Annotated in this window: 13 protein-coding genes; all 13 read left to right on the top strand. The window is 40.3% G+C overall.

Going from position 1 to position 12,747, the window contains the following annotated elements:
• Positions 1-311 precede the first annotated feature (311 nt).
• The 13 genes from LH29_RS24380 (at position 312) to LH29_RS21495 (ending at position 12,587) form a co-directional block, all read left to right on the top strand.
• Positions 312-2,039 (top strand): acyltransferase family protein, encoded by a 1,728-nt coding sequence (locus LH29_RS24380; protein ID WP_082063899.1) that lies wholly within the window; start codon positions 312-314, stop codon positions 2,037-2,039.
• A 10-nt stretch (positions 2,040-2,049) separates the two neighbouring features.
• Positions 2,050-3,246, top strand: a complete 1,197-nt coding sequence (locus tag LH29_RS21555; protein WP_052671162.1) for a serine hydrolase domain-containing protein — start codon at positions 2,050-2,052, stop codon at positions 3,244-3,246.
• A gap of 174 nt (positions 3,247-3,420) precedes the next feature.
• Positions 3,421-4,251 (top strand): C-GCAxxG-C-C family protein, encoded by an 831-nt coding sequence (locus LH29_RS21550; RefSeq protein ID WP_045033394.1) that lies wholly within the window; start codon positions 3,421-3,423, stop codon positions 4,249-4,251.
• Between the two features lie 86 nt (positions 4,252-4,337).
• Positions 4,338-4,871, top strand: a complete 534-nt coding sequence (locus LH29_RS21545) for a DUF4382 domain-containing protein (RefSeq protein ID WP_052671161.1) — start codon at positions 4,338-4,340, stop codon at positions 4,869-4,871.
• A 297-nt stretch (positions 4,872-5,168) separates the two neighbouring features.
• Positions 5,169-5,810, top strand: coding sequence for a porin family protein (locus LH29_RS24140; protein WP_082063897.1), 642 nt, complete (start codon positions 5,169-5,171; stop codon positions 5,808-5,810).
• Positions 5,811-6,259: 449 nt separating this feature from the next.
• Entirely contained in the window at positions 6,260-7,429 is a 1,170-nt protein-coding gene (locus LH29_RS21535; RefSeq protein ID WP_082063896.1) for an endo-1,4-beta-xylanase, read from the top strand.
• A gap of 705 nt (positions 7,430-8,134) precedes the next feature.
• On the top strand, positions 8,135-8,482 hold the full coding sequence (locus LH29_RS21530) for a hypothetical protein (RefSeq protein ID WP_045033393.1): 348 nt from the start codon (positions 8,135-8,137) through the stop codon (positions 8,480-8,482).
• A 56-nt stretch (positions 8,483-8,538) separates the two neighbouring features.
• Positions 8,539-9,105, top strand: a complete 567-nt coding sequence (locus LH29_RS21525) for a hypothetical protein (RefSeq protein WP_045033392.1) — start codon at positions 8,539-8,541, stop codon at positions 9,103-9,105.
• A gap of 437 nt (positions 9,106-9,542) precedes the next feature.
• Positions 9,543-9,917: a hypothetical protein gene (locus LH29_RS21515; RefSeq protein ID WP_045033390.1), complete on the top strand. Its 375-nt coding sequence runs from the start codon at positions 9,543-9,545 to the stop codon at positions 9,915-9,917.
• Between the two features lie 126 nt (positions 9,918-10,043).
• Complete coding sequence (locus LH29_RS24855; RefSeq protein ID WP_045033389.1) at positions 10,044-10,427, top strand: hypothetical protein; 384 nt, start codon at positions 10,044-10,046, stop codon at positions 10,425-10,427.
• A 5-nt stretch (positions 10,428-10,432) separates the two neighbouring features.
• Positions 10,433-10,714 carry a hypothetical protein gene (locus LH29_RS21505; protein WP_045033388.1) on the top strand — a complete coding sequence of 94 codons (282 nt, stop codon included), beginning with the start codon at positions 10,433-10,435 and terminating at the stop codon, positions 10,712-10,714.
• A gap of 202 nt (positions 10,715-10,916) precedes the next feature.
• Positions 10,917-12,044: a hypothetical protein gene (locus LH29_RS21500; RefSeq protein WP_045033387.1), complete on the top strand. Its 1,128-nt coding sequence runs from the start codon at positions 10,917-10,919 to the stop codon at positions 12,042-12,044.
• Positions 12,045-12,167: 123 nt separating this feature from the next.
• Positions 12,168-12,587, top strand: coding sequence for a VOC family protein (locus LH29_RS21495; protein WP_045033386.1), 420 nt, complete (start codon positions 12,168-12,170; stop codon positions 12,585-12,587).
• The last annotated feature ends 160 nt before the right edge of the window (positions 12,588-12,747 follow it).

Below are 12,747 nucleotides of genomic sequence, written 5' to 3'. Positions count from 1 at the left end.
TCCTAAAAATACGAATTATGTTTGTTAGTCCCTTATACTATCCTTTCTTTCGATGATATTTTATTTTGAGGAGAGCGTTTTTTTCGATGTTTTTATGTGCTTCTTAGAACACTGACTTAGCAAGCTTTTCAGGGCTTTGCATCACGTGTTGCATCATAATTTATATGCTTGCGTCATAAGTTTTAAGCCTTCAGCAAACTTCATATTCCTGGCTGCATAGTTCATTAGACTTGCGTCACGCTTCACCCGACCTTTACACTAACGAAAAACTTCGGACTGCGGGCTTCCGTCTTCCGGCTAAATAAAAAATCATGAAAACACGAATTTATTTTCTCGACCATTTAAGAACATTAATGATCTTTCTTGTTGTGGTGCTACACTCAGGATTGGTTTATGAACATGTTTTGCAAAACTCCTGGATCGTTGTTGATCCCGTAAAAGCAAATTCAATCGGAATGATCCGTTTGTATCTCGACCTTTTTATAATGTTTACGATCTTCTTTATTTCCGGATATCTTGTTCCGCTATCGCTGAAGTCAAAAACATCAGTCGAATTTATTAAATCAAAAGTGAAACGCATTTTGATTCCCTGGGTAATCGCCGTTTTTACGTTGATTCCTGCTTACAAATTCATCTTTTTATATTCACGGGGTTTACCACAGGAAGAATGGTTCTCATACTTTCACTTTTTTGAACGGGCAGGAAGCGACCTAAGTTTTTATGCCAATAACCCGGCGCAAAACTGGTTGTGGTTTTTGCCTGTACTGTTCCTGTTTCAGGTGATTTACCTGGTACTTGCAAAAACAAAAGTGCTGTCATTAAAAATAAACCTGAAAACAGCTGTAATCGTAATGTTTGTAGTTGGAGTTGTTTACAGCGTTACAATTGCTCAACTGGGACTTAACGGCTGGTACGATTCTGCCATTCTGCATTTTCAACGCGAGCGCCTGCTGGTTTATTTTATGTCGTTTTTGCTGGGTACACTTTGCTACAAGTTAAAAGTGTTCGAATCAACTAAAAAGAATAAACGCCTGTATATTATTGCAAATGTAGTGCTGACTTTCACTCTGGGTATTTTTACCGCGGTTGCCCTGAATACCTTTTTTAATATAATCGATCCGCAACGTAACTACTATTTCATTTCGCAGTTTGCCGACCGTGTTGCTTATTATGCTTTTGGCCTGGCATCGCAACTTACTTTGCTGTATGTATTCCTTTATGGTTTCCGTCACAGCCTAAATAAAAGGTATGCACTTATGGACGAGCTGAACCGCAATTCGTACTCGGTTTATATCATACACACAATTGTACTTGGCGTGGTTGCACTGTCGTTAATGGCATTACCTATTCCGCCGATGGTAAAATTCCTGATGGTTACCCTATTAACCTTTGCTCTTTCAAACCTGCTTATTTACTCGTGGCGAACAATCCGTCAGCGCGAGATTAATACAAAAACCGTTGCTACTGCAATACTATCGGTAGTAATTGTAATGGCTGCTTTTACTGCATATCCCGGAACAACTGAAAACAATGAAGAACAGAAAACAGAAACAACAGAAACAAAAACAGCGCCTCAAAGCGGGAACAGTATACATGCAGCAGTAATTGCCGGCAACATTGAAGCTGTAAAATCAATAATTGCAGCTGGAGCCGATTTGAATGAAAAAGAGCCTGCTGGTGGTTCGAGCCCTTTAATGACTGCCAGTGTATTCGGAAAAACAGAAATTGCCCAGGTACTGATCGACGCCGGAGCCAACCTGAACGTAACCAATAACGATGGTTCTACCGCACTGCATACCGCTGCTTTTTTCTGCCGGACCGAAATAGTTAAAGCATTATTAAACAAAGGTATCGATACTTCCGTAGTAAATAATTCAGGTGCCACAGCTGCACAGTCGGTTATGGCTCCTTTTGAAGCAGTTAAAGGAATCTATGAATATTTTGCCAAAGTATACGAGCCACTCGGACTCCAACTCGATTTGAACAGGATTGAAAAAACACGTCCTGTAATTGCTGAAATAATATCAACTAACTCATAAATTTGAAGCCATGAAACTGCTTATCGGAAGAATGTTACTCATATTGGTAATACTGCAGGCAGTATTGGGAGCCAGCTCGTGTAACAATAAAAAAAGGGAGGAGGTTGTTCTAACTCCTCCGGCAGAAATGAACGACGGAATTCATGTTGGCACACCGGTTGACGCCAATATTGATGAACGTTTTATTCAGGATGCTATCCGGAAAATCTACGCAGGGAAATTTGGTGAAATTCACTCCATGTTGATCTACAAAAATGATAAACTGGTTGTTGAACAGTATTTCCCTGGCCATTTGTATGCATGGGACAAACCTTATTACCATGGCGAGTACGTGGAATACGGTCCGGAAACCATGCACAGTGTGATGTCGGTAACAAAAAGTTTTGTGTCGGCATGTATCGGAATCGCCATCGATAAAGGTTTTATCGAAAGTGTAGATCAGTCGATTTTTGATTACCTGCCCGAACATCAGCATCTGAAAACCAATAACCGCGAATACATTACTATCGAACATCTGCTTACCATGACTTCGGGATTGGCCTGGGACGAATGGAGCGCCGCGCACGGTACAGAATCGGCCAACGACATGGATCGTTTGTATTTCGATTGTAACGACCCGGTAACTTGTGTTTTAGATCGTGAATGGTGGGCCGAACCCGGAACATTTTTTACCTACAACGGCGGTGGTATTGTTATTCTTGGTGAGATTTTAAGAAACGCAACCGGCCTAAATCTCGACGAATTTTCGAAAAAATACTTGTTCGAACCGCTGGGAATTAAAGAAGGTACGTGGATGAAATATTCGGATGGAGTAGTTGTTGAAGCAGCCAGTTCTTTGAGTGTTACTCCCCGCGATATGCTGAAACTGGGAGTTACATACCTCGATAACGGAATGTGGAACGGCGAGCGCATTCTGTCTGCCGAATGGGTGGCAAAAAGCTCAACCGTTTACAATAACAATGTTGGGATAAATCTCCCTATTGAAGATTCGGGTAAAAACGGATACGGCTACACCTGGTGGCAAAGCGATTTGTACCACAGTGGCAAAAACATAAAAATGTATCGTGCCAATGGCTGGGGCGGACAGGTAATTATGGTTTTCCCCGAGCTGGATATGACCGTGGTATTTACCAGCGGAAACTGGGCCGGTAAATCGAAGTTGTTTAAGCTGGTGCGTGAGTATATTATGTCTTCGATTGAAATGTAAGTTTAAATAACCTAAAAAAATGAAAAAGATTGAAACAGACTTTAATGTCATTTCGACGAAGAATGAGGAGAAATCTCTAACAATTGAAACAGATTTCTCATTCGTACCTCATTCGAAATAACATCGCTGATGGTCTGTTACTTCCCGCAAAGCAATCCAAAACGATTTTATAAAATGAAAAACACCTGTTCAACCAGAAAAGAAGCCCGCAGCCTCCTGTTTAAACTGGGGTGCACCGGGGCACTATTTGCGGTGGTAAATAAAAATTTCGGACAGCGCGACAGTGAAGTTGAGAAGGCAACCGGGCCATTATGTGGCGGAATTTTGCAAGAGGGGCACCAATGCGGAATGCTTTGGGGAGCTGCTCTTGCTGCCGGTGCCGAGGCCAACCGAAGAACGAAAGACCCAAACGCTGCCACTTCGCTGGCTATTTCAACCGCCCGTGATCTGGTTGATTCATTTAACCAAAGAAAATCAAGTGTGAATTGCCGCGATATTACAAACTGTAACCAAAAATCTGTGCTGGGGCAAATTAAATTTTTTATAAGCGGGAAACCGCTGAATTGTGCCCGCTTGATAGGCCGTTGGGCACCCGAAGCAGTGACAACGGCAGAACGAAGCCTGGCTTTAACGCCCGAAAGTTCTGACATGCCCATTGTAAGTTGTGCCAGTATTGTGGCCGAAAAAATGGGTGCCGACAAAGAAAAAGCAATGATGCTGGCCGGTTTTGCCGGCGGAATAGGATTGAGTGGCAATGCCTGTGGCGCACTTGGCGCTGCTGTTTATCTGGGTGCCGAAAAGTGGTTTCGTGAGAATCCTGGTGAGGTAAGGTTTATCGTCCCCGGAGTGGAACAGAAGATGCTCGATTTTCTGATGGAAAACAGGGGAGAGGTACACTGTAGTAAGATATGCGGAAAGACATTTGCTACAGCAGAAGAGCACTCTGAATATATACGAAATGGCGGTTGCAGTAAGTTGTTGAATGTGTTGTCGGGAACAGGTTAGCTGAATCATCTTAGCTGTTGAAATGTTGATGTTCTCAACATTTTTCAATAATTTGCGTTATATTTTTTAATAAACACAAAACCATCATGAAGAAATTTATTACAGTATTTATTATTGCAGCAACATTTTTTGTGGCTTGCAGCGACGACGACAACAAGGCCGGAAACGGTACCTTAAAAGTAAACTTAACCGATGCCCCGGCAGAATACAGCAAAGTACTTGTTGATATCCAGGGCCTGCGAATTAATGTGAACGATGCCGATACAACTGAAGGCAAATGGATGGATCTGGAACTGGATACCATGGGACAGATCGATTTGCTGGAGTTAATGAACGGTGTTAGTATTCAGTTATCTGATGACGAAATTCCGGCTGGTTACCTGTCGCAAATACGTTTGATACTGGGCGAAAACAACCAGCTTGTGATTGGTGAAAACGATACTGTGGATATGGATACGCCTTCGGGACAGCAATCAGGGCTGAAAGTAAATGTACACGACTCGATTGCCGATGGCGAAACATTTAGTATGATGCTCGACTTTGATGCTGAACAGTCGGTAGTTGACAAAGGAAACGGAAGCTATTCGTTAAAACCCGTTTTAACTGTTATTAAAGACTAAGTATTAAATACGAAATTGAACAGGAGAGGTCGCTTATCAAGCGACCTTTTTTTATGCAAATTACTCTCGTTGCAATAATCAGATCAATCACCCTAAGATTGCTAAGCTTTTCGCTAAGCAATTAAGTTAAACGTTGTAATGAGTTAAAAACCTCTGCGATTGTTGTGCTTCTTCATTCCTTTGCGTGAAACGATATTCATATGCTTGTGTTCCTGCTGGTTCATCGCGCTTTATTCTACACCAAAACATATATCGATTCCGGCACGTATAGAATGCTATAAGCCAAAATCGAAAGTTATGAAAACGTTTACCCGGTTAGTAGCAATGCTTGCTTTTACTTTCTTTTCAGTTGGTTTGCTGGCACAAACCATTGGAATAAAAGCCGGATATACCTTGTCGGATATGTTGATTGAAACAAACGGTGAAATTTTAACCGAACCCTTGGATATGAGATCGGGATTTCACTTTGGGCCAACATTTGAATGGGGAATTAACGAAGGTGCGGGTATTGAAACGGCGCTGTTAATGACCACAAAAGGCATAAAAGTAAATCAGCCGGAGACCGTTGACGATATGTGGTACAGTGCCAGCTCGAAAGTCAACCTGTGGTACCTCGATATTCCTGTGTTTGGGAAATTGTATACCAATGTAAACGACATAAAATTGTACGGAATGTGTGGCCCTTACCTTGGCATTGGCCTTAGCGGCAAAATAAAGTCGGAAAACGGCAGGGACATGGTGTGGGGACCCGATGAGGACGACGATTTGCAGCGCCTGGGATTAGGTTTGGGCGTTGGCGGAGGTTTTGAGTTTAATTCGTTTTTGATTGAGTTCACCGCTCATTTTGCGTTGAATAACGTTGCACCCAAAGCCAACCCCGATGTAACAATGCGCAACCGTTCGTTTATGTTTTCGCTGGGGTATAAGTTTCGGAAGTAAAATATTTATGTATTTCCGTAATCACCAATAGAACTGAAAGCAATACAATTTACAGCTAACTCTCCCTCATTCCCTCTCTTTTCAAAAAGAGAGGGACGATTGTGTCGAAGGCACAATCAGGGTGAGTTAAAAAAACGTTGCACCAAATTTTGCTATTAATTTTTGGTGACTTTACTCTAACTATACTACCCCTCGTTTGTAACGAGGGGTAAGGTATTTTCGCATTTGTAATGCTAAAAGTGGTCGTTAAAAACGACAAAATAATAATCCCTCGTTACAAACGAGGGCTAGAGTAGGCAAGCTACCTTTCACGTATCAACGGAAAAGTAATTTCCAATTCGTGTCATTAAATATTTTTATCCGGAGTTTATATTTTTCCTGCTTTTCAGGAAAGAACAAATCTTTTTTCTAATTTAACTACTCTAAATAACCAAAGTAAATTCCAATCCATGAAAAATGCGATTCTTCTTATTTTAAGTTTTTTCCTGATTTCATCGTGTGCTCAAAAAAAATCAGAACAAACCAACGGGCAAGCTGCCCCTGAAAGTTTAAAAGAAGCCTATGCGGGTGCATTTAAACTCGGTAGTGCCGTTAACGGACTTGTAATTTCCGAGAGAGATACGGCCGCCCGGAACATCATAACCAGTCAGTTTAATACCATCACGCCCGAGAATTCGATGAAAGCGGCTCCCATAAACCCTCGTCCCGGAGTTTATAATTTTGAACCGGCCGACCGGATTGTGGAATTTGGTGAAAAAAACGGCATGTTCATCGTGGGGCATACCCTGGTTTGGCACAACCAGACTCCTGAATGGTTTTTTGTGAATCCTGAGGGTAATCCCAATACTCCGCAGGAACAGATCGAGCGTATGCGCAGCCACATCGAAGCAGTAGCCGGAAGGTATGCCGGGCGCGTACATGCCTGGGATGTGGTGAACGAAGTGATTGATAACGATGGATCGTATCGTCCTACCACCTGGGTAAATGCAGTTGGCGACGGTGATACACTGGTAAAATATGCCTTTCAATATGCCAACCAATATGCCCCGGATACCGAACTGTATTACAACGATTTTAATGCCTGGCGACCGACAAAAAGAGACGGCATAGCCCGCCTGGTGCGGATGTTGAAAAAAGAAGGAGTCAGGATCGACGGGGTTGGCATACAGGCACACTGGGGCCTGAATTTCCCAAAAAATGAATACATCGAAGCAGCCATCGACACCTTTGCCTCATTAGGTGTAAAAGTTATGATCACCGAACTGGATGTAGATGTTCTCCCCCTGACCAAAGAGGGGCAGATTATCGGACAGGTGATGAGCCACCCTCAGTTTCAGCTGGAAGAATTTGAGGAATTCCTCGACCCCTATAAAGACGGGCTGCCCGAAGAGGTGCAGCAACAGCTAACCGAAAGGTACGAGGAGCTGTTCCGGATTTTTTACAACAAACGCGACAAAATTGACCGGGTAACCCTGTGGGGAGTGCAGGACGATATGTCGTGGAAAAACGGGTACCCCATCCCCGGCAGAACAAACTATCCGCTTCTTTTCGACAGGCAGAAGAAAGCCAAACCAGCGTTAAAAGCGGTATTGGAAATACCGAAACAAACTTTGCAGTAAAGCGAATCAGCCAAAAACATCGATTGTACATAACGATTCTGATGCCCCTCGTTTGAACGAGGGGTAAAGGGAAACTAGCTAGTACAAAATGTAAATTATCCAATATCCAATCAGAAATTACCAATAAAAGAGAATGATGGAAATTGAGGATTGAAAATTCAGAATTGATTATTTGAGTAGGGGGCTCTATAAAAAGAGTCAGATTACGAGGCGCATACAACGATTGTGCCTTGAATAACTTATTAATTGCGCCTCTGTTTACTTTCACATCAACCCCGGGTTTCGCCCGTGGTTACTCATATTTTATCCCTTCGGGACATTGTGTAGAATTATAAAGTTACGACGAGTTGATTGCCCAACGGTGCCGGAATTTCAGACGTTTTATGGCGCTGAAAGCGTCGAAAGTAAATAACCCGGTGTGTAAGCGCCGGGATGAAATGACCAAAAGGAAATCGTCCGGCGAAGTACGCCGATCGAAGCCAGATAGTCCCCCCCGGACGAATAGCAGCTGTTGTCTTTTGATCTCAACTATCCCACGTTTGCAACGAGGGGTAAAACATCTTTGCATTTGTAATACAGCAGTAGTCGGTACAAACGACAAAATATTAGCCCTCGTTGTAACCGAGGGGCAGAGATCGGACTTAGTGCCGTAATAGTTTCTTCCCACAAACCGGAAATTTGCTAAGTTTGCGCAAAATTACAACGATGAATATTTCAGGGAACTGGACATACAACGAAGATTTTGAATACGGAAATTCAGTAGGAGAGGTGGAGCTAATCCAAACCGGCGACGAGGTTAGTGGCATATTTTCGTTTACCGAAGAGGTGAAAAACAACTACAGCATTCAGGTTACCGAAAAGGTAAAAGGCACCCTGGCCGACGGGAAACTACTGCTGGAGAGCGTTGAAGTAAAAGCCCTGCAAAACGGCCGCGAAATCAGTTACCTGCCCAATACTTTCGAAACACACCGCATTACCGAAACCCAAATCATTGGCTCAACCTACGACAGCGAAGACGTGTGTGGCGTTTTTGTGCTCGAACGGAAAGTTTGATTTTTACTTATTCTGCCCTAACTTGTAAGGAAATTAATCCTTTAAAGTAACAAGATATGGGACTTGAAGATTATGAAAATCTAATTCGCCGGATGGACGAAATGGAGAAGCTTTACGCGAATCGGTACAAAGGGTTTAGTCTGGAGCTTCCTCCTGCATTAACTTCTGTCGTGTTTGAATATTGGCCTGAAATGGCTGAGAACCCGGCCAAATACAAGCCTTTGTTGTTCAAACTTGGCGAAAAGTACATTGGCGAAATCTGGGAGGAATACAATAATTGTGACTCTTTAAACAGAAGTGGCGGACCGATGGCCGATCTTTATCCGGTTGACACGATTGATAAATTAAAACCAAAATACGACAAACGTTGCCAGGAATTAAAAAGTACTTACCCTGCTGCAGGCGATGAATTTTGGGACGAGATTATCCGGGAAGATTATGAACGCGAAAAAAAGGATCTGCAATTTAAGCTGGCGGTTCACGAAACAATGAAAGGCGTATTTAATGCGCATTACATCGATGATGTAATGGAGTTTGAAAGCCATATTCTACGGTATTTCGAGCGGGGCATGTACCTGATGTGCGCGTTACGATATGTTGACGAGGTATACTCGTTGGATTAAAACCGTGTGATTGCTTCATTCGTTCCTCCCTCGCAATGACAGTTTTGATGGCTATATTCCGGTAGCGGACAATGACCTCATTCATCCCGGCACGATTCATCACTGTTCTACTACCCCTCGTTTGCAACGAGGAGTACATATTCGCATTTGTAATGCTACCAGTAGTCGTTAAAAACGACAAAATTATAAGCCCTCGTTATATACGAGGGGTAGAGGGTACTCCCAAAGCTAATGTTTTACAAAAAATCTGTTATTTTTAAAGAATTAAAACCAAAATTACCGAATACATTGAACCCGACTCTTGCAAAAATAAAAACAAAAATCGGCCCGCTTTTCAATGTTAATACAAACATTATTAAAGTTTTACAGCAGTGCAGGCTAAATAATATGTATGTTGCATTGCAACATACACGTACGTTACCAACCATTTAAACAACATGACTTTAAATCATTTAGAAATATCATTAATTGAAGAAATAATTGAGGCTAATTCATCCTCTTTCCCTGAGTTGAAAGAACAATTGTCGAGGTTGAATGTCTCGGAACGAGAATATACAGGTGTTGGAATTTATGTCAACTTTGAATTGGATAATCAAATAGAGATATACAAATCAACTATAATATCGACTGAGATATTAGGAAGCAAGACTTCATTTTTCGTGGACAGTCTTGTGAATGAAATTGCATATGAACTTTGTTTAACTCAAAGCGGTAATTTCAAGTTTTTAGAAATTGTGAACAATGATGGAATAGATTGGAATGGGAAATTCAAAACATTTAAAAAAATAAAAACGGTTGGTAACAATTTGTAATATGGCAGGCGGGGGTTTTAGCGGTCTGACAAGTCAGACCTTGCGCCCACTTTCCTGCGGGTCTGACACTCCCGATTGCATCGGGACCGCCCGACCACATACAAGTGACCGTTACCACCAATTTAAATGGAACAACACACACCATATGAACAAATTAGAAAACGTCCTTGCGATTTCATCGTGAAGTACAGGTTTCTTACGGAAGAAGAAGGAGGTCGAAAGACAGGTCCACCTTCACAAAGATATAAGTCAGACTTTATGTATTATGGAGATAATCCTATGACAGAAAGAATATTTATGATTCATCCTGAATTTATAGATGACAATGGTAATGTAATCTTGGATAAGTCCCTGCATTCATGGACAGGAAAGGCGAATATGTGGATATTGAATACTGACTTTAATGAATACCATAAAAGGAGAATTAAGCTTGGGTTAAAAGGATTTTTTATGGAAGGTGCTCACAGGACTGCTGTGTGCGAAGTCATTGAAATTGTAGGACTAAAATAAATCGTATGGACAAATCGAAATCATTTCAGCTATTCATTTTGAGTTTCATAATAATTGGATTAACATTTCTGATAGCAACATTCTGGGATATGTTGGAATTGGGCGCGAATAAGATTCCATTAGCAATATCGATGACAATTACTTTTGGGATAAGCATAGCTGGAGTAATTTTAGGAATAACTGAATTAAAAAAAGCAAAGGAGAAAAAGAAATGGATTGGAGTAATAGGTAATATGCTGGTATTATTACTCTTTATTTTTATGATAATATTTAGCTTGAAAAAATAAAAAACTGGTGCTAACACATTGTACATGGCAGGCGGGGATTTTAGCGGTCTGACAAGTCAGACCTCGCGCCCACTTTCCTGCGGGTCTGACACTCCCGATTGCATCGGGACCGCCCGACCACATACTAGTGACCGTTGTAGCAAATTACTGAAGAACATAAACATATTAGAAACCATAGATTCAAACCATATAATTAATTATTATGACAACAAACTATTTAAGAAGTTTTGTTTTAGGAATTATCATTTTTAGTTGCTTCAATTGTAAAGATTCGAGCGAATCAATTGAACCTGAAGGTATCAATCCGATTGAAGTTCCAACAGAATCATCAATTGAATTTCAGAAGCAATACCAAACAAACGATTCTATATTTACATTGAATAGTGCTATTCAATTAATTGATAGTAGCTACACTATTGCTGGTGCAGTAAGGTATAATGGATCGTATAATAAAAATGTTATAATGAAATTCGACAAATATGGAAATAGAGTTTGGGTTAAAATAATGGAAAACACCAATACACCACATGGAATAGAGAAGTTATTTAAAACCGACAATGGCTACATAGGTTATCGTGGACATCATTATAATTTCCAAAATTCATCTCACATAATATATTTTAATGAAACTGGTGATGTCGAAAATGAAATCTTTATGAATAATGATATGTTAGGAAATGATATGTTAAGAGAAGGTAATAACTTTTTAATTGCAGGGAGAACAGGTGGAATGTTTTTTAGAATGATTAACCAAAATGGGGAATTGGTTTGGGAAAAACCATATGACTCATCTTATCCTGAAGCATTTTCAATTACTAAACTTACCGACGGTAATTTTATATCAATTGGAGGAGGTAACTATACTGGAAATGGAGATTTTTTAATAAAACTTAATGAATTAGGAGAGAAAGTTTGGGCTAAAAATCATAAAGGATTAAGTGTTTTAGCAATTTCAAATAACGAATTTTTGGCTATTATAAATAATGGAAATAATGGAAACTTAATTCGGTTTAATCAAGAAGGAAATATTGTATGGTCTAAACAATTAGATAACTTTAGTCCAGACGTCAATAAACCAAGTCCATCAACCATAATCAATTACTCTATGGAATATTTTATTTGTACATATGTTAATCAAAATAATAATCTCAAAATTTTAGTTCTTGATCAAAATGGAAATGAAATAAATTTACACATAATTGACAATTATAGTGGAGCAGATTATAGATGCGTTTCAAAAACTATTGATGACGGAATATTAATTACTTATGCTGGAAGTATTTATAACTTTGGTATAATTAAATTATCTAATGAATTTCTTTTTAATTAAAACATAAATTTCAAAAAGAGATAAAATTAACCTGCTACAACAAATTGTAATATGGCAGGAAGAAGATCCAGCGGTCTGCCATGTCAAACTCGTAGAAAACTGGCCGGTATAAAATAAAAGAACATGCATAAAAACAACGAAATAACCATTGAATTTTTAGACCATGTAGCGCTTAGGGTGGCTGATATAGAAGCTTCGGCAAAATGGTACGAAAAAGTGTTGGGCCTAAAACGGTATCAATTGCCCGAGTGGGGCGATTTCCCCATCTTTTTACTTGCCGGAAAGTCGGGAATTGCCTTATTCCCCGCAAAAACAACCGACCCTGAATTGCAGCCAACATCAAAAAATGTAAAAATAGATCATTTCGCTTTTAATGTAAACAACGAAAATTTTGAAAAAGCCAAAAAGCGATATGCTGAACTCGATCTGGATTTTAATATTCAGGATCATTATTTTTTTGAGTCGATATACACGAAAGACCCCGACGGACATACGGTTGAACTGACTACACTAAAAGTGAACGAACAGGAATTTTATAAATAGAAACAACATTCAACAGGTCGGCTTACAAGCGACTGTTATTACATGCCAAAACCAAAATTTACCAAAAGCCAACTAATAAAAACCGTTCTATATGTATCAATTTTCAAGGCACCAAAAAACGCCGAAGTACTTGCGTTTCTACAGCTTGCCGATAAGCATG

The organism is Draconibacterium sediminis (genome assembly GCF_000949475.1).
Taxonomy (GTDB): domain Bacteria; phylum Bacteroidota; class Bacteroidia; order Bacteroidales; family Prolixibacteraceae; genus Draconibacterium; species Draconibacterium sediminis.
The sequence above is the reverse complement of the archived record's forward strand: the minus strand, read 5'-3'. Positions and strand labels throughout refer to the sequence as shown.